We start from the raw sequence: 21,004 nt of genomic DNA on the forward strand, positions 1-21,004 counted from the left end.
CGCGCATGCGGGTCAGGGTTTTCCGACACTGGGGGCGCCCCCGAAATCCAAAAAGCCCTTGGGATGGCCGAGCCAAGCGCATACCATCACCGCTTTTCCACCCACGGCGCTGCCGCTGCAGTGCCCAACGCTTTGTGCTGAAGAAACCCCACCTCATCAAATCCCCCGCAGACATTGCCATGGCCCGCGCCGCAGGCCGCATGGCGGCCGATGTGCTGCACATGATTGCCGAGCATGTGCGCCCCGGCGTGAGCACCGAGGCGCTGGACCGGCTGTGCCATGACTACATCGTCAACGTGCAAAAGGCGGTGCCCGCGAATGTGGGCTACCTGGGGTTTCCGAAGACGGTGTGCACTTCGCTCAACCATGTGGTGTGCCACGGCATCCCTTCGCCGGGGCAGGTGCTGCGCGAGGGGACATCCTGAACATCGACGTGGCCGTGATCAAGGACGGCTGGTATGGCGACACCAGCCGCATGTACCTGGTGGGCGCCGTGAGCCCGCTGGCGCGCCGCCTGGTGGACACGACGCTGGAGGCCATGCAGGCAGGCATTGCCCAGGTCAAGCCCGGGGCCACTCTGGGCGATGTGGGCCACGCCATCCAGACGGTGGCGCACCGCGAGCGCTTTAGCGTGGTGCGCGAGTATTGCGGCCACGGCATTGGCAAGACCTACCACGAAGAGCCGCAGGTGCTGCACTACGGCCAGCGCGGCCAGGGGCTGGTGCTGGAGCCCGGCATGGTCTTCACCATCGAGCCCATGATCAACGCAGGCAAGCGCGACACCCAGGAGCTGGCCGACGGCTGGACCGTGGTGACGCGCGACCGATCGCTGTCTGCCCAGTGGGAGCACATGGTTGCGGTGACCGAAACGGGCCACGAGGTGCTGACGCCCTGGCCTTGACTAGCCCAGGCCATGCAGGCTCCGTTTATGTCCGTCCAACCATTCAAGCAGTTTGACCCAGGAGAAAACACATGGGATTGTTAGACGCCGTCATGGGCAATGCCTCCAAGATCGATGCGCAGCAGATTCAGCAGGAGTTTGCCAAGGTGCTGGCACCGGGCGAAGTGGTGGAGCATGCCTACCAGCTCATTCGCGACTACTTTGTGTTCACCAACAAACGGCTGGTGCTGGTGGACAAGCAGGGCATGACGGGCAGCAAGGTGGAATACCACTCGCTGCCGTACAAAAGCATCACCCATTTCAGCATTGAGACCGGGGGCACTTTCGATCTGGATGCAGAGTTGAAGATCTGGATCTCTGGCAGTGCAACGCCGTTCCAAAAGCAGTTCAACAAACGGCTCAGCATTTACGAAGTGCAGGCGGTGCTGGCCAGCTATGTGCTGAAGTAGGGCGCAAAGCGCGGTGTTTTCGGGCCATTGCCGGGCCTGCCTTTGCGTACGCTCGGGGGCATTGGGCGAAGCTGTGGCCTTGGGGAGAACAAGGCACTGGCGTTGTCGCCCCACAGGAGCACACCGCAATGTCCCCCCTTATTTCTGGCTTGGCCTCCGTGGCCTCCATGATTTTCAACGCATCGTCCAGCAACGCAGGCAAAGCGCCCGCTGCGCGACGGCCTGCGGATACCGCAGAGGCAGGCCCCGCTTCGGTGGTGCACCTGAGCCCACAGGCCCAGGCGTTGGCGGGCGCTGCGGGCAAGGCACTGACGCAAAGCGCGCAGGCGGTTGCTACGGCTGCCACCGGGGCGGGGGGCGCGCAGGGATCGGGCCAGGGGGGCTCTGTCTCCAAGCAAGATTTTCAATCGCTGCTCACCCAGTTTGGGGCCACCGAGGCACAGAAAGAACAGCTGGCCACCGGGCTGGATGCGAACAAAGACGGATCCATTTCACGCGATGAATTTTTGCAGGGGCTGGCCAATACGCAGGGCTCCAAAGCGGGCAGTGAGCTGTCTCAAGCGTTGATGCAGGTGATGGACGGCGCGGGCAGCGGCGGCGTTGCCAGCCCCAGCAATGGCAAAGGTGACGGGGCCGTGAGCGCCAAGGAGTTTGCCGCGCTGACCACGGCGTTTGCTGCGCTGGAGAAGAAGGGCGTGAAAACCGTTTAGCCCATCAACGCCCGTTGCTGCGCACGCATGCAGCGCAGGGCGCTCTAACGATTGGGCTGCGGCACTGCCGCGTAGTTCATGGCAATGGCTTGCATGACCGCACCGATCAAGGCCCCATCCCCCGCGCTTTGGGGGCGAACGTTCTGAACGATCTGAATCGCGTACTCCAGCTGTTCTTTGGCCAGGGCCGCCGCCATGGCGTTGCCTCGTTTTTCACTGGGCGACGCATCGCGAATCACCAGGCTCATCTCGTTTCCTTGAAGTGGTAAGCCCGAGTATGCGGGGTGCCAGGGCCGGTGCGCTGTGCTTTGGGGGTTTTCGGCGGGCTTTACCCAGAATAAAGAGGCGGCCCCCTCGCGCAGACGGGGTCTGCGCGAGGGGCGCAACGGCCTGCACGGGTGACGGGCACGCCGTGGTGGGCGGCACCGTTGGTGCTGAATGGCCCGTCAGTGGGCCCCAGCGGCATCGGCAGCGCCTGCTCCAGCGGCCTTGGCGGGGCGCTTGGTCAGCCAGATCAACCCGATCAGCAGCAGGAACAGCCCTGCCGAGCCCAGGAAGATGTCGTTGGCCGCCCGCGTGAACGCCTGTTGGTCAATCAGCCGGTTGATCTGCGCCAGCGCCTGCATCTGCGTGAGGCCCGAGGCCACCAGGCCGTCCAGCGTTTGCGCAAACACGCCCTGGCCCTGCACCAGCCCTTCGGTCAGGTGCGCGTGGTGCATGGCGGCGCGGCTCTCCCACAGCGTGGTGGCAATGGACGTGCCCATGGCCCCGGCGGTGATCCGCACGAAGTTGGACAAGCCCGCCGCTGCCGGAATGCGCTCGGGCGCAATGCCAGACAGCGTCAGCGTGGTGAGCGGGATGAAGAAGAACGCCATGGCCGCGCCCTGCAGCAGGGTGGGGATCAGGATGTGGATGAAGTCCGTCTGCACCGTGAACTGCGACCGCATCCACAGCACGGTGCTGAACACGATGAATGCACCCGTGGCCATGCGGCGGGGGTCCCACTGGCCTACCTTTTTGCCCACCAGGGGTGTGAGCAAGATGGCGAAAACGCCCACGGGCGCCAGCGCCATGCCGGCCGATGTGGCGGTGTAGCCCATCCACTGCTGCAGCCACAGCGGCAGCAACACCACGTTGCCAAAGAACAGCGCGTAGGCCACCGACAACGCCAGCGCACCAAAGGTGAAGTTGCGGCCCTTGAAAAGCTTCAAGTCCACCACTGGGTGCTTGTCCGTCAGCTCCCACACCAAAAACACGGCAAACGCCACCACGGCAATCACGGCCATGGTGATGATCTCGCCCGAGGCAAACCAGTCCAGCTCCTTGCCCTTGTCGAGCATGAGCTGCAGCGCGCCCACCCACAGCACCAGCAGCGTCAGGCCTACGGTGTCGATGGGCAGTTTGCGGATGGGGGTCTCGCGCTTGTGGTAGATGCCCCAGGTCAGCAACCCCGCCAGCAGGCCCACGGGCACGTTGATGTAGAAGATCCAGGGCCAGGAGACGTTGTCGGTGATCCACCCGCCCAAGAGCGGCCCGACCACCGGCGCCACCAGCGTGGTCACCCCCCACAGCGCCAGCGCCGTGCCCGCCAGGGCGCGTGGGTAGCTGGCCAGCAGCAGGGTTTGGCTCAGCGGAATCATCGGCCCGGCCACCAGGCCCTGCAGCACGCGGAAGAAGACCAGCATCTCCAGCGACGACGCAAAGCCGCACAGCCAGGAGGTGAGCACGAAGAGCAGCACGCTCATGGTGAACAGGCGCACCGCGCCAAAGCGCTGCGTGAGCCAGCCCGTGAGCGGCACGGAGATGGCATTGGCCACGCCAAAGCTGGTGATGACCCAGGTGCCTTGGCCGGGGCTCACGCCCAGGTCACCGGCGATGGCGGGGATGGAGACGTTGGCAATCGACGAGTCGAGCACGTTCATGAACGTGGCCAGCGACAGCGACAGCGTGCCCAGCAACAGAGCCGTGCCCTTGAGCGGTGGGTAGGCTGGTGGCGGCCCAGGGGGCGCAGCCACTGCAGGGGCCGCCCGGGCGGGGGCCTGGTCTGCGGGGGCAGCGGTGGGGTTGGCGGCAGTCATGGTGCGCCCCGCTTACTGCACCACAGGGGTTTGCACGGCGGGTTGTGCCGGGGCCGATGCGTGGTGCTGGCTGGGCACGGCCGTGGCTTGGTTGGCAGCCTTGGCACTGCTGGAGGGGGCCGTTGCGATGGCCGCAGTAGCCTTGCGACCCAGGTTGGCGGCAATGATGTGGGCCACTTCGTCGTCGGCGGCCTTGAACTGCGCGTCGAACACGGCGGTGGCGGCCACGGGTGTGGTGCGCTGCGTGTCGGCCAGGCTCTTGCCGCTTTGGTCGGCGGTGTTCACTTTCACCTCCATCGACAGGCCTACGCGCAACGGGTGCTCGGCCACTTCCTTGGGGTCGAGTGCAATGCGCACGGGCACGCGCTGCACCACCTTGATCCAGTTGCCCGTGGCGTTTTGCGCAGGCAGCAGCGCAAAGGCCGCGCCCGTGCCAGCACCCAGCCCGGTCACCGTGCCGTGGTAGACCACTTTGGTGCCGTACACGTCGGCTTCCAGCTCAGCGGTCTGGCCGATGCGCAGGGTTTGCAACTGGCTTTCCTTGAAATTCGCGTCCACCCACAGGTCATGCAGCGGCACCAGCGTCATCAGCGGGGCGCCTGCCTGCACGCGCTGGCCCACTTGCACGCCGCGTTTGGCCACGTGGCCATCGAGCGGTGCCACCAGCTGGGCGCGCTGCACGGCCAGATAGGCCTCGCGCACACGGGCGGCGGCGCGCTGCACATTGGGGTGCTGCTCGATGGAGGTGCCTTCGGTCTGCGTCTGGCTGGCCACCAGTTGCTCTTGTGCGGCCACCACGGCGGCCTGGGCGGCGGCCACGGTGCTCTTGGCCGCAGTCAGTTGGGCGTTGGCGTGCTGGAATTCTTCCTTGCCCACGGCGCCGCTGGCCATCAGCGGGGCGCGGCGGGTCACGTCGTCTTGCATGCGGGCGGCGTCGGCCTGGGCGCGGGCCAGGTCGGCGCTGCGCAGGCTCACCTGGGCCTTGAGGGTGGAGTTGTTGGCAAACAGCGTGCGCACTTCGCGCACGGTCTGGGCGAGCTGGGCCTCGGCTTGCTCCAGCGCCACGCGGGCGTCGGCCGGGTCCAGCTTGACGAGCAACTGGCCCGCCTTCACAAAGTCGGTGTCGTCGGCGCCGATGGACACCACGGTGCCGCCGATCTGCGGCGTGATCTGCACCACGTTGCCTGCCACGTAGGCGTTGTCGGTGGTTTCGATATGGCGGCCGTTGGCCCAGTGCCAGCCGCCCCAGCCGAGGGCAGCGATGGCCACAGCGGCGGCAATGAGGGTGAGGCCCCGGCGGCGGGCGGTGTTGGCTTCGTTGGCGGTGAGGGGTTCGCTGGCAGCAGTCATGGCAGTGGTCTTTCGGGAATGTGTTGTTTATGGTTTTGTTTGTTTTCCTCCAACCGTTCGGGCTGAGCTTGTCGAAGCCTTGCGCGGCGCTTCGACAGGCTCTGCGTGAACGGGTGGGGTGTGCATGAAGGGGCGTTGAGTGGCTTTCTGCGTTGGACTTTTGCGCTTATTTCGCAGCGGTGCGCAGCACCGCCGTGTCATCGGTCCAGCCGCCACCCAGTGCTTTCATCAGCACCAGGCGCGTGTCCAGCTGGCGGGCCCGCAGGTCTACGGCCAGGCGGCGTTGGGCCAGCACCTGGCTTTCGGTGCTCAGCACGACCAGGTAGTTGCCCAGGCCCGCGCGGTAGCGGTCTTGGGCAAAGCGGTAGGCTTTTTCTGCGCTGGCCACAGCGTCGTCCTGCAGTGCCTGCTGGCGGGTGAGCGACTGGATGGAGGTCACGGCGTCGCCTGCTTCCTTCACGGCATCGAGCACGGCGCCGTTGTATTGGGCGATGGCGGCGTCCAGCTCGGCCTGGCGGCCCCCCAGTTGGGCGCGCAGGCGGCCACCGTCAAAAATGGGCAGGCGCAGCGCAGGTGTCACGCCCATCTGGCGCGAGCTGCCGTTGAACAGCTTGTCCAGCCCCAGTGAGTTCAGGCCCACAAACGCGCCAATATTGATGTTGGGATAGAACTCGCTCTTGGCGCTGTTCACCCCCTGGCTGGCGGCCTCTACCCGCCAGCGGGCTGCCACCACGTCAGGGCGGCGGCCCAGCAGGTCTGCGCCCAGGGTGTCGGGCACCGCAGTGGGTTGCAGCGCGGTGAGCCTGGGCGTCAGCGCAGGCAAGGCATCGGGTGCCTGGCCCGTCAGCACGGCCAACTGGCGGCGGCCCAGGGTGATTTGCTCTTCCAGTGCTTCGATCTGGGTGCGGGCGTCGGGCACGGCACCCTGCGCCTGGGTCAGCTCGACCTGGCTGTCGAGGCCTGCGGCGGTGCGCTCTTGGGTGAGCTTGCGCTGTTCCTCGCGCTGCTCCAGCGCACGCACGGCCACATCGCGCTGGGCCACCAGCCGGGCCAGGGCCACGTAGCTGCGGCCGACCTGGGCGGCCAGGGTGTTGGCGGCAGCGGCTGCATCGGCCTGGGCGGCGCGGGCCTGGCCCAGGGCGGCTTGCAGTTCAGCAGCGTGCTGGCCAAAAAAGTCGGGCGCCCAGCTCAGCGATGCCTGCACGGTGCCGCTGTTGTAGGTGTTGCCAGCCACGGGGGCGGGCACCAGGCCGTTGGCGGTGTAGCGCTGGCGGGTGGCGTCCACACCCAGCGTGGCCTGCGGGCCGTTGGCGGCCTCGCGCACCTGGCTCAGGGCCACGGCTTGCTCCAGGCGGGCGCGGCTTACAGCCAGGCTGGGGTTGCCTTGCAGGGCCTGGTCGATCAGGGTGTTGAGCTGCGCATCGCCCAGCGTGGTCCACCACTGGGCGGGGGCAACGGTCTCCGTGCCTGCATTCAGGCCCAGGGCCGCTGGGGTGGTTTGCGCCAGTGGCGTGTGGCTCGGGCCAGGGCTTGCGCAGCCGACCAGGAAGATGGCTGCCGCCAGGGCCAATGCCGACACAGCGAAGTGGGCCATCAAGGCCGAGCGGGTGGAGGGCAGGGGGGTTGTTGGGGTGTTCACGGGATTCTCCAGAATGGTTTTGGGGTGTTGTGTGGAGGACAGCGAGGGCGTTTGGCACTGGCACGACCCAGGCCAGGGCCACCGTGGAGCTGGCTTTGCCAGGCCACCGGTGGCGCCCCCCTTCAGGGGGAAGGCGGCACAGGGGGTTTTCCATTCACCAGCATGCGGCGCAGCAGGCTCAGCAGCAATTGCCACTCGTCGTGACTGAAGTCGCTCAGGTGGCCGTTGAGCACATCGGCCAGCACCGGGGGCACCAGCGCGGCAATGCGCTGGCCTTCGGCTGTGAGCTTGAGCTGCACCACGCGCCGGTCGACCGTGGAGCGCTCGCGCGCCACTAGGCCCTTGGCTTCCATGCGGTCCAGCGACCGGGTCATGGAGGCGGGGTCGGTCTCCAGGTCACGTGCCAGGTTGGCGACGGTGGTCTGGTCGCTCAGAGACAGCTTGAACAGGGGCAGCCACTGCGCATAGGTCAGGTCGTGCACTGCCAGCTGTGCATCGGCCTGTGTGCGGATGGAAGACATCACCTTGCGCAGCAGGTAGCCCACGCTGTTTTCAGGCTGAAGCTGATGGGCTTGGTAGTGCTCTGCGCGGTAAAAGACGGGCGCAGACGCTGGGGCGCGGGGTGTGTCGGAGGCGGAAGTCATGGGGATGGAATTTAATTGACTAGACAATTATTGTCTTGGCAATGACTAAATTCCTGAGTCCCCGTGAGGGCCATTGGAGGCTGCGGGAGGCGCTGGCCTGCACCTCGGTGAGATAGATTTTGCTATCTAATTGATAGCTTCTAGCGCTTTATTGGTAAGCGCTAGGCCCATAAATTACTGCAATGCTGCTTCCTCCAGCAACCGCTCGCGCACTTCCTGTGCGGCCTGCACCATGTGGCGCAGGGCGGCTTCGGTCTCGGGCCAGCCCCGGGTCTTGAGGCCGCAGTCGGGGTTCACCCACAGGTGCTCCACGGGCACGACCTCGGCGGCTTTTTCGAGCAGCGCAGCCATCTCCTGCACGCCAGGCACGCGGGGCGAATGGATGTCGTACACGCCAGGGCCGATCTCGTTGGGGTAGCGGAAATCACCGAACCCTTGCAGCAGCTCCATGTCCGAGCGGCTCGTCTCAATCGTGATCACATCCGCGTCCATGGACGCGATGGCGGGCAGGATGTCGTTGAACTCGCTGTAGCACATGTGGGTGTGGATCTGCGTGTCGTTGCGCACGCCGCTGGCACTGATGCGGAAGGCGCGCGTGGCGCGGTCCAGGTAGCTCTTCCACCCCGCGCGTCGCAGCGGCAAGCCCTCGCGGATGGCGGGCTCGTCAATCTGAATGATGGCGATGCCTGCGGCTTCCAGGTCACACACCTCGTCGCGGATGGCCCAGGCGACCTGGTCGGCCGTGGTGGCGCGGGGCTGATCGTCGCGCACAAAGCTCCACTGCAGGATGGTGATGGGGCCGGTGAGCATGCCTTTCATGGGCTTGGCCGTCAGGCTCTGCGCGTACTGCGTCCAGTCCACCGTCATGGGCGTGGGGCGGGCCACGTCGCCGTAAATGATGGGCGGCTTTACGCAGCGCGAGCCGTAGCTTTGCACCCAGCCGTTGGCGGTGAAGGCAAAGCCGTTGAGCTGCTCGCCAAAGTATTCGACCATGTCGTTGCGCTCGGCCTCGCCGTGCACCAGCACGTCAATGCCCAGCGCTTCCTGCTTGCGCACGGCCAGGGCAATTTCAGCTTCCATCTTCTGTTGGTAGTGGGCGGCATCGAGTGCCCCGCGCTTGAAGGCGGCACGGGCTGCGCGGATCTCCGCCGTCTGCGGGAACGAGCCAATGGTGGTCGTGGGCAACAGCGGAAGCTTCAGCCGTGCGCGCTGGGCCTTTTGCCGGGCAGGGAAGGCGCTGGCGCGCTGGTCGGCCCCGGGCGCTGCGGCGGCAATGCGGGCCGCCACGGTGGCGCGGTGCACACGCGGGCTGGCGCGGCGGGCGGCCAGGGCGGTGCGGGCGGCGTGCAGTTCGTCGTCTGCCGCCGCTTCGCCTTGCGACAAGGCGGTGGCAAGCACGCGCAGCTCATCGAGTTTTTCCACCGCAAACGCCAGCCAGGATTTCACCTCGCCATCCAGCTGCGTCTCGGCCTCTAAGCTGAGCGGCACGTGCAGCAGCGAGCACGACGGTGCCAGCCACAGCTCGCCCTGGTGCTTGTCGGCCACGGGGCGCAGCTTGGCCAGGGCCGCATCCAGGTCGGTGCGCCAGATGTTGCGGCCATCCACCATGCCCACCGACAGCACTTTGTGCGAGGGCAGCCAGTCGGCCACGCCCACCAGTTCGTCGGGCGCGCGCACGGCGTCCACATGCAGCCCGGCCACGGGCAGCTGGCAGGCCAGGCGCAGGTTTTCGGCCAGGGGCGAGAAGTAGGTGGCCAGCAACAGCTTGGGCGCGCTGCGGGCGAGTTGCCAGTAGCTGGGCTCAAAGGCATGGCGCCACGCATCGGGCAGGTCCAGGCCCAGGATGGGTTCGTCGATCTGCACCCATTCCACGCCTTGGGCCTTCAGGCGTGCCAGCACGGCCTCGTACACGGGCAGCAGGGACTCCAGCAGGCTGAAGCGGTCAAAGCCCGCCGCCTTGGATTTGCCCAGCCACAAAAAGCTCAGCGGCCCCAGCAACACGGCCTTGACGCGGTGGCCCAGCGCCTGGGCCTCGGCCACCTCGGCAAACAGGCGCTCACTGGCCAGGTGGAACTGGGTGTGGGCGCTGAACTCGGGCACGAGGTAGTGGTAGTTGGTGTCGAACCACTTGGTCATCTCCAGTGCGGGCTGGCCTGCAGTGGGGTGCTTAGCCTGGCAACCGGCGCTACAGCCCGCGTGGTCGGATGTGGCCTGGGCCGACACGCCCCGGGCCATAGCAAAGTAGCGCGCCAGCTCGGGCGTGTGGGCATCAAAGCCAAAACGCGCAGGCTCGCAGCCCAGCAGTTGGATGTGGTTGGCCACATGGTCGTACAGCGCAAAGTCGCCCACGGTCACACAACCCAGGCCCGCGTCGGCCTGCGCCTGCCAGTGTTGCTGGCGCAACTGGGCGGCGGCGGCCTGCAGCTCGGCCTCGGTGCTCTCGCCGCGCCAGAAGGATTCGAGCGCGAATTTCAGCGCGCGCTGCGCCCCCATGCGCGGAAACCCCAGGGTGTGGGTGAGCACGGGGCGGCGGGTGGCGGCGGTTACGGCGACTGCGGCGAGCGACATGGTGATTTCCTTCTTCTGAATGGAGCAATGCAATGAAGGCACCGATGGTCGCGCGGGCTCGTTTATTATTCAAACGAAAGTTTTAGTTGATTAACTTGAAAATTAATAATGAACCAGTCGATTCTGGAAGTGCGCCACCTGCGCACGCTGGTGGCCTTGCGTGACAGCGGCAGCCTGGTGCGGGCCGCGCAGCTGCTCAACCTCACGCAGTCGGCGCTGTCGCACCAGATCAAGCTGCTGGAAGACCGCTACGGCCAGCCACTGTTCGAGCGCAAATCGGTGCCGCCGCAGTTCACCGCCGTGGGCGAGCGCCTGCTGGCGCTGGCCGATGCCATGCTGCCCCAGGTGGAAGGGGCGGAGCGCGACATCGCCCGCCTGGTGCTGGGGCAGGGTGGGCAGATGCGCATTGCGGTGGAATGCCACACCTGCTTTGACTGGCTGATGCCCGCCATGGATGCGTTTCGCACCCGCTGGCCCGAGGTGGAACTGGACATCGTGAGCGGCTTTCATGCCGACCCCGTGGGCCTGCTGCACCAGGGCCGGGCCGATGTGGCCATCGTGTCGGAGGTGGATGCCGACGAGGCGGGCGTGGACTACCACGCGCTGTTTGGCTTCGAGATCCGCGCGCTGCTGGCCAACACGCACCCGCTGGTGGCCAAGCCGCATCTGGTGGCGCAGGACTTTGCCGACCAGACCATCATCACCTACCCCGTGCCCGACGAAATGCTCGATTTGATCCGCCAGGTGCTGGAGCCCGCCGGCGTGCGCCCCCCGCGCCGCACCACCGAGCTGACGGTGGCCATGCTGCAGCTGGTGGCCAGCGGGCGCGGCGTGGCGGCGCTGCCGCTGTGGGCGGTGCAGAGCTATCTGGACCGGGGATACGTGACTGCCAGACCGATTGGCGATAAAGGCCTGCGCGGCGAGCTGCACGCCGCCTGCCTGCCCAGCCTGTCGGCCAAGCCGTACCTGCAGGACTTTGTGCAGGTTACGCGCGAGACGAGTTTTGTGACGCTCAAAGGCGTGGAGTTGCTGTGATGGCGTGCAGGGTTTGGCATGGATGTTGCAAAACGCGTTGGGTGTGAAATTTGTATTTCATGCGCCCATAATGGCCATCCACACCACCTCCGCGTCCTCCTTTTTGCTCGAACACCCATGCCACACCAGTCCACTGCCCCTTCTGTGATTCGCCCCCTCATGGCCGCCTTGGCCATGGCCTTTGCGCTCGCCGCCCAGGCTGCGCCCGTGGCCGATGTGCACGCCCTGGCCCAGCAAGAGCAGCAGCCGCTGCTCGATACCCTGCGTGACTTGGTGCACATCGAGTCGGGCAGCAAGGACATCGAGGGGCTCAACCAGATTGCTGAGCGCATTGCTGGCCAGCTCAAGCAACTGGGCGGTGCGGTGGAGGTGCTGCAGACCAGCGATGTCTACCGCCTGGACGACACCCCCGAGAAGGTGGGGCCTGCGGTGCAAGCCGTGTTCAAGGGCACGGGCACCAAGAAGATCATGCTGATCGCGCACATGGACACGGTGTACCTGAAAGGCATGCTCAAAGGCCAGCCGTTTCGCATCGATGGTGACAAGGCCTACGGCCTGGGCATTTCAGACGACAAGCAGGGCATTGCCCTGATCTTGCACACCATCGCTGTGCTGCAAAAGCTCAACTTCAAGGACTACGGCACGCTCACCGTGCTGATCAATGGCGATGAAGAAATCAGCTCGCCCGGCTGGCGCAGCACCATCACCCGCGTGGCGGCCGAGCAGGATGTGGTGTTTTCGTTTGAAGGCGGGGGCACCGACGGCACGCTGCGTCTGGCCACCAGCGGCATTGGGGCGGCCTACCTCACGGTGCAGGGCAAGGCGTCGCACGCCGGGGCCAAGCCCGAGGATGGCGTGAACGCTCTGTACGAGCTGTCGCACCAGCTGCTGCAGATGAAGGATTTGTCCAAGACCGACGAAGGCCTCAAGCTGAACTGGACGGTGTCGAAGGCAGGTACCAACCGCAACGTGATTCCGGCCGAGGCCACGGCCCAGGCCGATGCGCGCGCGCTGCGTGTGGCGGACTTTGACGGGCTGGAGAAAGGCCTGCAAGAGAAGGTCAAGAGCAAGCTGCTGCCCGCATCCAAGGTGGATGTGAAGTTTGAAGTGCGCCGCCCGCCGCTGGAGGCCAGCGATGCCTCCCGCCGCGTGGCGGGCTATGGCAAGGTGATCTACCAGGAGCTGGGCATGTCGCTCAACGTGGTGGAAAAAGCCACCGGCGGCGGCACTGACGCAGCGTTTGCGGCGCTCAAGACCAAGGGTGCGGTGGTGGAGGGCATGGGCCTGTCGGGCTACGGCGCGCACTCCAACGATGCTGAGTACGTGCAGATCAACACCATCGTGCCGCGTCTGTACCTGGCCACGCGCATGATCATGGACATCTCGCGCGGTGTGCTGAAGTGATCTGAACGGGTAGGGGGCTCGTGGCCCCCATTCGCTGCTTCATGCGTCAACCCCACCGGCCTGCCCACGTGGGGTTTTTTGATGCCTGCCAGGGCATTGTTTTGGGCGCAGCGGCTCGCGCTGGCAGCGCGTACAGGCCGTTGTTTGCTATGAATTAAATAGCTGCTTGCGCTTGTATTGAAAGCGCTACAGCCTGTTTTTGCTTCAAATCCTAAAATCTGCCCCTTCACAAAAAGGCGCCAACGCTGCGCTGGGAGGGATGCATGAGTTACACCTTGCAGTTGTGGGAGAAGCCCGCCGACTGGCCTTGGCCCACCACCAAGGCCGAGGCCGATGCGCAGTTCGAGCGTGTGTCCGACGGACCTGAGACGGCGCAGAACCCGAAGTTTCTGCTTTGGGGCCAGGCGCTGCACGCCCGTTTTCCCGAATCCATGGACGTGTGGCTGGATGGCAGCGAGGAGGGCGTCACCACCTTCCCGACGCTGGGCTTTGGCATCAACACCCGGACCCCGCATTGGGACGATGCCTTTGACCACGCCTGGGCCCAGGCCACCCGGCTGGGCTTGAGCCTGTATGACCCGCAAAGTGGCGTGCACTACCTGGGCAACGGCGACGTGCCTGAGGAGCCCGACCTGCAGGTGCACCGCGCCGTGCGTGCCCGCAAAGCGGGTGACGACGCCACCGCCTGGGCCGAGTACCGGGCCTGGGCCGCACGCGGCAACACACACGCCATTTACGCCCTGGGCCGGGCCATGCGCTTTGGCATTCTGGGCCAGCGCAGGCACTTTGACCTGGCGGCTGCGCTGCAGCTGATGGGCGCGCACAACCCGGAAACACAGGCGGATGCCCAGGCGTTTGCCGAGCGCTTTCCCCCCGAGGCCAAGTTGCGCATCCAGGCCTTGCTGGCGCGGCTGAAGGCCACCGCCGGGGAGCCACTGCTGCAACTGATCGACGCTGAGCGCAAGGCGGTGGATGATGCCTTTGACCGCACCGAGCAGACGATGCTGTACAGCCGCAAGCGCATCGAAGCCTCGGGCGGGCTGGAGGTTGCGGCCCTGCAGGGGCACGAGGTGGCTGCCTTTCAGCGGGCGCTGGAGGCGGTAACAGGCTGGGAAGAGCCCAACTTTGAAAACGCCCGCTACTGGTGCCAGCGCGCTGCGGAATGGGACCATGAGCCCGCCAAGCGCCTGCTGGCACTGATGTACGAGCATGGTTGGGGCGGCCCGGTGGACAAGGCCGCTGCCGCTAAATGGAGTGCCGCAGCACAAGAGCAGCGGCAGCAGGCCCAAAAACGCCAGCAGCGCAAGGACGAAGCGGCATCGCCCCAGGGCCTGAGCCTGGCGCCTGTAGAGGCCAAACCCAGCACGGGTGTGGGCGCTGCTGCGCAGGTCTGGACAGGCACTGCCACCCGCGATTTCGTGGGCTGGTTTGCCCGCGAGGGCAACCCCCATGCAGCGCAGTACATGGGCATTGCCGACCAGCATGGCCGCGAAGGCGGCCCGGCGAATGCAGCCCAGGCCCGCGCCTGGTATGCCCAGGCGGCTGAAGCGGGCCATGCCGATGCCACCTACAACCTGGGCACCTTCATCGAGGTGGGTACCGGTGGCCCCAAGGACGTGCTGGTGGCCAAGGCGCTGTTCATGATGGCCAACGCAGGTGGCACCACGATGCGGGTGGACGACCTGCGCCTGGCACCCAACGAACAAGGCCCTGTGCGCGCCCTGGTGGCGGCGCTGCGCGAGCCCGGCCAGCTGCGTGCGGTGTTGCAACAGCGCGGTCTGGCTCCGGCGGCGGGGCCCGCCCCGGTGGTGCGCCAGGCCATGGGTGGGGCCGCAGCGGCAGCGACTACGGGCATGGGCCCTCCAGCGGCTGCGGCGCCATCTGGCACTCTACCCAGCAGGCCAAGCCAGCGGGTGGATGACGATGAGGATGAAGAAAGCGACGCCTTGAGGGGGCACCAGGGCACCGGTGTTTCCATGCACTGGGGCCACCTGGCCTTGATGGTGGGCATTGCCAACGTGGTGCTGGTGATTGCTTTCTTCAAACCCGGTGCCAGCTTTCGCATGGGCCTGATGGCGTTTGGGCTGGTGGGGGCTGTGGGCGCGTGGCGCACCACGGGGGACCTGGACTGGCCGCCGTTGGCCCGCGCTGTGGTGGCGCTGCTGGCCGCCATCCCGCTGGTGGGCATGGCGGTGTGCACGCTGCTGCTGTTCAAGGCGACGCGCGAGCGCCGTTGACGAGGGGGCTTGCGGCGGCGCGGCGCCCGCGCTCGCAGGCCCTCAGGTTCTACGAAGCGCTGGTTTGTGCCTTGACGGTCAGCGCATGCGTAGAGTGCTGCCCCGTCAGCAGCAAAAACATGGCAAACACCGGGCCTTGCATGGTGCGCTCGTCGCTCTCGCTCTCCAGCGCTTGCCAGGTGCGCGACTGCAGGCCGCCCCGGCTGCCTTGCTGCACCGGGTAGCCCATCAGTTCTGCCGCTTGCACCTGGCTCAGGCCTGCGGCAATGCGGGCGGCCTTGAGTTCGCTGGCGCTGGGGGCGGGCATGTGAAGAACCAGGGGCGCGGTGGTGGCTTGGGTCATGGGCAGGTGGGCAGGCAAATGAAGCAGGTTATCGGGAACAGGTTCGTCCCACATTATTGATCCGGCGCGAACCTCTGCTTGAACCGTTGAACCGTTCACGTTGAGCCCTTCGATAGGCTCCGGACGGGTTTGTCGAAGCGCCGCGCAAGGTTTCGACAAGCTCAACCCGAACGGATATTGCAAGTTCAAAGAGGCCGGCTCCATATGCACGCGCTCGTGCCCTGGCAAACCGTTGTGATCTGGGCTGCCGACAACGACAAAGGGGCCGAAGCCCCTTTGGTTCGCGCCCCGTGCGTTGCGGGGGCTCCGCTCAGTCCAGCTTGATCTTGGCGGCAGACACCACGCTGGCCCAGCGGGCGCGTTCCTTGGCAAAGAACTGGTCTTGCTCGGCAGGGGTCATGGTCACCACTTCGGCGCCTTGTCCGGCCAGGCGCGAGCGGATTTCTGGGGCTCGGATGGCGGTGATCAGGGCCTTGTTTAGCTTCTGGATGATGGCATCGGGGGTGCCGCGTGGCAGCAGCACGCCTTGCCAGGTGCCCGATTCATAGCCTGCCACGCCTTGCTCGGCAATGGTGGGCACGTCGCCAATCAGGGGCATGCGGGTGGATTTGGAGACGCCCAGCACCTTGAGCTTGCCGTTTTGCACCTGGGGCAGGGTGGCCAGCATGCCGTTCATCAGGATCTGGGTCTGGCCTGCCACGGTGTCCTGGATGGCGGTAACGCCGCCCTTGTAGGGGATGTACTGCCAGCGCGCACCGCTGGCGCGCTCCAGCGCCACACCAGCCAAGTGGGGGGCGCTGCCGGTGGCGGTCACGGCAAAGTTCAGGTCGTTTTTCTTCGAATACGCCACCAGCTCCTTGAGGTTGTTCACGGGCACCGAGGGGTGCACCACCAGCAGGTGGGGCGAGTAGGCCAGCATGGTCACGCCACGCAGGTCCTTGGAGGGGTCGAACGACAGCTTGGTGTAGACCGAGGGGCTGATGGCCAGCGCGCCCACGTCGCACAGCAGCATGGTGTAGCCGTCCGGATCGGCCTTGGCCACAAAGTCGGCGCCCAGGTTGCCATTGGCGCCCGCCTTGTTTTCGACGATGACGGTCTGCTTCAGCGCTTCAGACAGCGACTGGCTGATGGAGCGAGCAATGATGTCCGAGCTGCCGCCGGGTGGGTAGGGCACCACGATGCGCAGTGTCTTGGTGGGCCATTCGGCAGCGTTTTGGGCGAAGGCGCTGGTGGCGGCGAGGGCGGCAATGCCGGCCAGCAAGGCCGTGCGGCGGAACAATGGCATGGAGGGTCTCCTGGGTCTGGGTTTTGTTGTTTGTCATCGTACAACTGTGTGGTTTGCGAAACAAGGTCTGGGGTTGGAGGCTGGGCTTGGCGGGGAGGGCGGAAGCTGGCGTGGAGTTCTGTCTCAACCCCCGTGGTACAGGGCTTTCGCAGCGTTTTCAAGCGTGTGAAACGGTACCGCTTACCTAGGGAAAGTCCCTAATTCAAAAAGCCTCGGCGCTTCCGGCTTGCACGGACCAATCTCCACGGTCTGCTACGGGTAATCCCTTTGGCACACCGGCCCCGTTCGTCTCAAAATTCGCAAACGTTGTACGACAACGCACAACGTTTGCAAAACCAAACCGCTACACAGCGAAAGACAAAGGACGCAACGATGGCCTCTACCCCACAACGCAGCATTCGCTGGACAACGCCCTTGGCGGCCGGTCTGGTGTGCCTGGCAGCCTCTTCAGCGGCATCGGCCGCGACCTGGGTGTATGTCTCCAATGCAGACAGCCAGGACCTTTCGGTGCTGGAGCTGGACCGCAGCGCGGGCACCCTCAAGCCGGTCGAAACCGTGCCCCTGGGCGGCACCGCCATGCCCATGGCCGTGAGCCCAGACAAGCGCGTGCTGTACGTGGCCTTGCGCTCGCAGCCGTTTCGGGTGGTGAGCCTGGCCATCGACCCCGCCAGCGGCAAGCTGCGCAAGCTGGGCGAAGCGGCCCTGGCCGACAGCATGGCCAACATCGACACCGACGCCACCGGCCGCTGGCTGCTTGCCGCGTCGTACCCGGGGCACAAAATCACCGTGAACAGCATTGGCAAAGACGGCGCGGTGGGGGCGGTGCACCAGCTGATTCCGACCACGCCCAACGCCCACGCCATCCACGCAGACGCCAGCAACCGCTACGTGTTTGCCACCAGCTTGGGCGGTGACAACCTGTCGGCCTGGCGATTTGACGCCGAGACCGGCCGCCTGACGGCCCACGAGAGTGCGCTGACCACCGTGGCGCCTGAAAAGTCTGGCCCCCGCCACTTTGTGTGGAACCGCGCCCAGACCACCATGTACGTGCTCAACGAACTGGACGCAGCCCTGAACGTGATGGCCTACGACAAAGAGCGGGGCACCCTGCGCCAGGTGCAGCGCACCGCCACCTTGCCCGCAGGCTTTACCGGCAAGCCCTGGGCGGCCGACGTGCACCTGTCGCCCGACGGGCGCACGCTGTATGCGTCCGAGCGCACCTCCAGCACCCTGAGCAGCTTCAAGGTCGACCCGGCCACGGGCCAGCTGCAGCCCCTGGGCCAGGTGCCTACCGAGAAGTCACCACGCGGCTTTGCGGTGGATTCCTCCGGCCGCTTCCTCATCGCAGCAGGGCAAGAGTCGCACAGCGTCTCGGTGCACCCGATTGACCCCGCCACCGGCGTGCCTGGCACACCCACCCGCGTGCCTGTGGGCAAGAACCCGAACTGGGTCGAGATCGTCGATTTGCCTTGATGTCGTATTGACTGAAAGCCCTGGCAACGCGTATCGCTAGTGTCCTGAGTTGGAAGTTCGTTGATGAAATAAAGAAGTCGAAATCGTCGTCAGGCAAGGCGCAAACCGCAGCGATAGCCGTCGCTATCGCGAGGATTTGCAACGCAGCATGGCGGCGATTCTCGGCATCTTTATGAAACGAATCTCCAACTCAGGACACTCGGGGCTTGCAGACCCCTTCACCTATTTCATCCATCCGTCCATTCAGAGCCAGGAGCCCCGATGCAACGCCGAACCTTTGTCCACAGGTCCACCCTCGCAGCCTTCACCGCCATCGCCGCAGCCAGCAGCCTGCTGGCCACCCCCGTGGTGGCCCAGGGCACCTGGCCCACAGGCAAAGCCATCAGCTACATGGTGCCGTTTGCCGCAGGCGGCACCACCGACACGCTGGCGCGCCTGATCGGCCAGCAGCTGGGCACCGCACTGGGTACCACCGTGGTGGTGGAGAACAAGGGTGGGGCCGCAGGCAGCATTGGCTCGGAGGCCGCAGCGCGCTCGGCCCCTGACGGCTACACGCTGCTGGGCGGCACCGTCAGCTCGCATGCCATCAACATCAGTCTGTACCCCAAGCTGGGCTACGACCCCATCAAGTCGTTCAGCCCCGTCACGCTGATCGGCACCAACCCTGTGGTGCTGGTGGTGGCCGCCAACAGCCCCCACAAAACCATCAAAGACGTGCTGGCCGCCGCGCGCGGCAAAGAGGGCGGGCTGTCGTCGGCATCGGCAGGCACGGGCAGTTCGCAGCATTTGGCGGTGGAGCTGCTGGGCTACAAGTCGGGCGTCAAGTTCACGCATGTGCCCTACAAGGGCAGCGGCCCGGCCATTCAGGACGTGATCAGCGGGCAGGTGGACATGATGTTTGACACCACCGTGGTGGCTTCGCCGCACATCCAAAGCGGCAAGCTGCGCGCCATTGCCGTGACATCGCCCAAGCGCCTGGCGTCCATGCCCGATGTGCCCACCGTGGCCGAGTCGGGCGTGGCCGAGCTCAAGGATTTTCAGGTGCAGTCCTGGCAAGCCATCTTTGTGCCCGCAGGCACCCCCACGCCGGTGGTGACGCGTTTGCACGACGAGATCCGCAAGATCCTGGCCCAGCCCGACATGCAAAAGCGCTTGACCGGCTTTGGCATGGAGCCCGCTGACCTGAGCGTGGCGCAGATTTCTGCCTTTCAAAAGGCCGAGGTGGACAAGTGGGCCCAGGTGATCAAGGCGGCCAACATCAAGGTCGATTGACCCAGGGCAGGTGGGGTGTGGCAGAGTAGGCGCCCTGCGTGCTTTCTCTTCCCGAGGGCTCTCAAAAACACCAAACCGTTCATGCTGAGCTTGTTGAAGCGCTGCGCAAGGCTTCGACAAGCCGGTCCTGAGCCTGTCGAAGGGCTCAGCCTGAACGGTTTGGACTCGGACGAGCGGAGCGCGAATCTGTATCAACGTCCCACCCTGCATGACATCCCCTCAGCCACCGCACCAAACACCGCCCCACGGTCTGCCTCCTGACCCACTTCAGGCACCGCTTTCTCCACCCACTGCCTCCAGCCCCTGGGCTGTGCTGTGGGTGTTTTTGCGTCTGGGGCTCACCTCGTTTGGCGGGCCGGTGGCGCACCTGGGCTACTTTCGCGACGAGTTGGTGGTGCGCCGCCGCTGGCTGGATGAGCACAGCTATGCCGATCTGGTGGCACTGTGCCAGTTCTTGCCCGGACCAGCCAGCAGCCAGGTGGGCATGGCGCTGGGCTTGATGCGCAGCGGCTGGCTAGGGGCGCTGGCGGCCTGGGTGGGCTTTACGCTGCCCTCGGCCTTGGTGCTGGCGGCGCTGGGGCTGGGCTTTTCGTCGGGTGGGGCGGGCTTGCCTGCCGGGCTGGTGCAGGGGCTCAAGGTGGTGGCGGTGGCCGTGGTGGCCCAGGCCGTGTGGGGCATGGCGCGCAGCCTGTGCACCAGCGCCGGGCGTGTGGCCTTGATGGGCGCGGCTTGCGCTATCACCCTGTGGCAGCCCGGTGTGGCGGGGCAGATGGGGGCCATGGTGGGCGCTGCCCTGGTGGGTTGGTGGGCCTGGGGCCGTGGCCCAGCGTTGCAGCCCGCCCCTGCAGCCGATGCCTGGGCCGTGCCGTATTCGCGCAGGGCAGGGCTGGCGCTGCTGGCCGTGTTTGCAGTCCTGCTGGTGGCGCTGCCCTGGTGGGGGCAGGCCAGCGCAGCAGGTGCAACCACTGCAACGAACGCGGCGAATGTGGTTACGGGCTGGGCCGTGCTGGATGCGTTTTACCGTGCCGGGGCGCTGGTGTTTGGCGGCGGCCATGTGGTGCTGCCGCTGCTGCAGTCGGCCGTGGTGCCCTCAGGCTGGGTGGCGGGCGACGCGTTCTTGGCAGGCTATGGCGCCGCGCAGGCGGTGCCTGGGCCGCTGTTCACGTTTGCTGCCTTCCTGGGCGCCGCCATGGCACCGGGCTGGGCGGGCGCGGGCTTTGCGGTGCTGGCCGTTTTGGGCATTTTTCTGCCCGCGTTTTTGCTGGTGGCCGGGGCCTTGCCCTGGTGGGCGCAGCTGCGCCAGCGGGCCGGTGCGCGTGGCCTGCTGGCGGGGGTGAATGCCGCTGTCGTGGGCCTGCTGCTGGCAGCGCTGTGGCACCCCGTGGCCAGCAGTGCCTTGCATGGCCCTGCCGATGTGGCCCTGGCCGCCATCGCCCTGGCGGCGCTGCTGTGGTGGCGCGTGCCACCGTGGGTCGTGGTGCTGGGCACCGCGCTGGCTGGGTGGGGCTGGCAGGCCTTGGTGGTCGGTTGAGTATGATTGGATTTTGGTATTGAATCGGCCTCTGGCGCTTGCTGAATAAGCGCTAGCAGCTATCAAAATGGTAGTATTTTGGCGA

18 protein-coding genes are annotated in these 21,004 nt (G+C 66.0%); 10 read left to right on the forward strand and 8 right to left on the reverse strand.

Annotated elements, in window-relative coordinates; genetic code table 11:
- Positions 1-134 precede the first annotated feature (134 nt).
- The 4 genes from EAG14_RS23580 (at position 135) to EAG14_RS09590 (ending at position 2,060) form a co-directional block, all read left to right on the forward strand.
- Positions 135-425 (forward strand): M24 family metallopeptidase, encoded by a 291-nt coding sequence (locus tag EAG14_RS23580; protein ID WP_256371480.1) that lies wholly within the window; start codon positions 135-137, stop codon positions 423-425.
- A complete protein-coding gene (gene map / locus EAG14_RS09580) occupies positions 350-901 on the forward strand; it encodes a type I methionyl aminopeptidase (protein WP_256371481.1) in 552 nt (183 codons plus the stop codon). Before EAG14_RS23580 ends, map begins: the two co-directional genes overlap by 76 nt.
- A gap of 71 nt (positions 902-972) precedes the next feature.
- On the forward strand, positions 973-1,350 hold the full coding sequence (locus tag EAG14_RS09585) for a PH domain-containing protein (RefSeq protein WP_099655591.1): 378 nt from the start codon (positions 973-975) through the stop codon (positions 1,348-1,350).
- A 128-nt stretch (positions 1,351-1,478) separates the two neighbouring features.
- A complete protein-coding gene (locus EAG14_RS09590) occupies positions 1,479-2,060 on the forward strand; it encodes an EF-hand domain-containing protein (RefSeq protein WP_121728704.1) in 582 nt (193 codons plus the stop codon).
- Positions 2,061-2,104: 44 nt separating this feature from the next.
- Here EAG14_RS09590 and EAG14_RS09595 read toward each other — a convergent pair whose 3' ends face one another.
- The 6 genes from EAG14_RS09595 to metE form a co-directional block, all read right to left on the reverse strand.
- Positions 2,105-2,308: a hypothetical protein gene (locus EAG14_RS09595; RefSeq protein WP_099655589.1), complete on the reverse strand. Its 204-nt coding sequence runs from the start codon at positions 2,306-2,308 to the stop codon at positions 2,105-2,107.
- A 198-nt stretch (positions 2,309-2,506) separates the two neighbouring features.
- Entirely contained in the window at positions 2,507-4,138 is a 1,632-nt protein-coding gene (locus EAG14_RS09600) for a DHA2 family efflux MFS transporter permease subunit (protein WP_305781980.1), read from the reverse strand.
- Between the two features lie 12 nt (positions 4,139-4,150).
- A complete protein-coding gene (locus tag EAG14_RS09605) occupies positions 4,151-5,488 on the reverse strand; it encodes an efflux RND transporter periplasmic adaptor subunit (protein WP_121728705.1) in 1,338 nt (445 codons plus the stop codon).
- 166 nt (positions 5,489-5,654) lie between these two features.
- Positions 5,655-7,082, reverse strand: coding sequence for an efflux transporter outer membrane subunit (locus EAG14_RS09610; RefSeq protein WP_121728706.1), 1,428 nt, complete (start codon positions 7,080-7,082; stop codon positions 5,655-5,657).
- Between the two features lie 167 nt (positions 7,083-7,249).
- Positions 7,250-7,771, reverse strand: coding sequence for a MarR family winged helix-turn-helix transcriptional regulator (locus tag EAG14_RS09615; protein ID WP_121728707.1), 522 nt, complete (start codon positions 7,769-7,771; stop codon positions 7,250-7,252).
- Positions 7,772-7,945: 174 nt separating this feature from the next.
- The gene (gene metE, locus EAG14_RS09620; RefSeq protein ID WP_121730398.1) at positions 7,946-10,339 is read right to left on the reverse strand and encodes a 5-methyltetrahydropteroyltriglutamate--homocysteine S-methyltransferase; all 2,394 of its coding nucleotides are present in this window, start codon (positions 10,337-10,339) and stop codon (positions 7,946-7,948) included.
- 108 nt (positions 10,340-10,447) lie between these two features.
- On the opposite strand from metE, the gene EAG14_RS09625 reads away from it, so the two are divergent.
- The 3 genes from EAG14_RS09625 (at position 10,448) to EAG14_RS09635 (ending at position 15,015) form a co-directional block, all read left to right on the forward strand.
- A complete protein-coding gene (locus tag EAG14_RS09625; RefSeq protein ID WP_099741234.1) occupies positions 10,448-11,374 on the forward strand; it encodes a LysR family transcriptional regulator in 927 nt (308 codons plus the stop codon).
- Between the two features lie 117 nt (positions 11,375-11,491).
- The gene (locus EAG14_RS09630) at positions 11,492-12,778 is read left to right on the forward strand and encodes a M20/M25/M40 family metallo-hydrolase (RefSeq protein WP_121728708.1); all 1,287 of its coding nucleotides are present in this window, start codon (positions 11,492-11,494) and stop codon (positions 12,776-12,778) included.
- Between the two features lie 263 nt (positions 12,779-13,041).
- Positions 13,042-15,015: a tetratricopeptide repeat protein gene (locus tag EAG14_RS09635; protein ID WP_121728709.1), complete on the forward strand. Its 1,974-nt coding sequence runs from the start codon at positions 13,042-13,044 to the stop codon at positions 15,013-15,015.
- 49 nt (positions 15,016-15,064) lie between these two features.
- Here EAG14_RS09635 and EAG14_RS09640 read toward each other — a convergent pair whose 3' ends face one another.
- Together EAG14_RS09640 and EAG14_RS09645 are read right to left on the reverse strand one after the other, a co-directional pair.
- The gene (locus EAG14_RS09640; RefSeq protein ID WP_121728710.1) at positions 15,065-15,358 is read right to left on the reverse strand and encodes a helix-turn-helix transcriptional regulator; all 294 of its coding nucleotides are present in this window, start codon (positions 15,356-15,358) and stop codon (positions 15,065-15,067) included.
- A gap of 310 nt (positions 15,359-15,668) precedes the next feature.
- Positions 15,669-16,643, reverse strand: coding sequence for a tripartite tricarboxylate transporter substrate binding protein (locus EAG14_RS09645; protein WP_121728711.1), 975 nt, complete (start codon positions 16,641-16,643; stop codon positions 15,669-15,671).
- 372 nt (positions 16,644-17,015) lie between these two features.
- Between EAG14_RS09645 and EAG14_RS09650 the strand changes: the two genes are divergently transcribed.
- The 3 genes from EAG14_RS09650 to chrA all read left to right on the forward strand — a co-directional run bounded on the left by EAG14_RS09650 (position 17,016) and on the right by chrA (position 20,919).
- Positions 17,016-18,116 (forward strand): beta-propeller fold lactonase family protein, encoded by a 1,101-nt coding sequence (locus EAG14_RS09650; protein WP_121728712.1) that lies wholly within the window; start codon positions 17,016-17,018, stop codon positions 18,114-18,116.
- 261 nt (positions 18,117-18,377) lie between these two features.
- On the forward strand, positions 18,378-19,388 hold the full coding sequence (locus EAG14_RS09655) for a tripartite tricarboxylate transporter substrate binding protein (protein ID WP_121728713.1): 1,011 nt from the start codon (positions 18,378-18,380) through the stop codon (positions 19,386-19,388).
- Between the two features lie 208 nt (positions 19,389-19,596).
- A complete protein-coding gene (gene chrA / locus EAG14_RS09660; RefSeq protein ID WP_121728714.1) occupies positions 19,597-20,919 on the forward strand; it encodes a chromate efflux transporter in 1,323 nt (440 codons plus the stop codon).
- Positions 20,920-21,004 lie beyond the last annotated feature (85 nt).

Origin of the sequence: Acidovorax sp. 1608163, assembly GCF_003669015.1 — a bacterium.
Classification (GTDB): Bacteria; Pseudomonadota; Gammaproteobacteria; order Burkholderiales; family Burkholderiaceae_C; genus Acidovorax.

Excerpts from the sequence above, each read along its gene's own strand:
- EAG14_RS09655 (WP_121728713.1), top strand. The coding sequence starts at position 18,378 with ATGCAACGCCGAACCTTTGTCCACAGGTCCACCCTCGCAGCCTTCACC.
- EAG14_RS09610 (WP_121728706.1), bottom strand. The coding sequence starts at position 7,082 with ATGGCCCACTTCGCTGTGTCGGCATTGGCCCTGGCGGCAGCCATCTTC.
- EAG14_RS09605 (WP_121728705.1), bottom strand. The coding sequence starts at position 5,488 with ATGACTGCTGCCAGCGAACCCCTCACCGCCAACGAAGCCAACACCGCC.
- EAG14_RS09595 (WP_099655589.1), bottom strand. The coding sequence starts at position 2,308 with ATGAGCCTGGTGATTCGCGATGCGTCGCCCAGTGAAAAACGAGGCAAC.
- EAG14_RS09650 (WP_121728712.1), top strand. The coding sequence starts at position 17,016 with ATGGCCTCTACCCCACAACGCAGCATTCGCTGGACAACGCCCTTGGCG.
- EAG14_RS09630 (WP_121728708.1), top strand. The coding sequence starts at position 11,492 with ATGCCACACCAGTCCACTGCCCCTTCTGTGATTCGCCCCCTCATGGCC.
- EAG14_RS09590 (WP_121728704.1), top strand. The coding sequence starts at position 1,479 with ATGTCCCCCCTTATTTCTGGCTTGGCCTCCGTGGCCTCCATGATTTTC.
- EAG14_RS09585 (WP_099655591.1), top strand. The coding sequence starts at position 973 with ATGGGATTGTTAGACGCCGTCATGGGCAATGCCTCCAAGATCGATGCG.
- chrA (WP_121728714.1), top strand. The coding sequence starts at position 19,597 with ATGACATCCCCTCAGCCACCGCACCAAACACCGCCCCACGGTCTGCCT.
- EAG14_RS09600 (WP_305781980.1), bottom strand. The coding sequence starts at position 4,138 with ATGACTGCCGCCAACCCCACCGCTGCCCCCGCAGACCAGGCCCCCGCC.
- EAG14_RS09615 (WP_121728707.1), bottom strand. The coding sequence starts at position 7,771 with ATGACTTCCGCCTCCGACACACCCCGCGCCCCAGCGTCTGCGCCCGTC.
- EAG14_RS09635 (WP_121728709.1), top strand. The coding sequence starts at position 13,042 with ATGAGTTACACCTTGCAGTTGTGGGAGAAGCCCGCCGACTGGCCTTGG.
- EAG14_RS09625 (WP_099741234.1), top strand. The coding sequence starts at position 10,448 with ATGAACCAGTCGATTCTGGAAGTGCGCCACCTGCGCACGCTGGTGGCC.
- metE (WP_121730398.1), bottom strand. The coding sequence starts at position 10,339 with ATGTCGCTCGCCGCAGTCGCCGTAACCGCCGCCACCCGCCGCCCCGTG.
- EAG14_RS09640 (WP_121728710.1), bottom strand. The coding sequence starts at position 15,358 with ATGACCCAAGCCACCACCGCGCCCCTGGTTCTTCACATGCCCGCCCCC.
- EAG14_RS09645 (WP_121728711.1), bottom strand. The coding sequence starts at position 16,643 with ATGCCATTGTTCCGCCGCACGGCCTTGCTGGCCGGCATTGCCGCCCTC.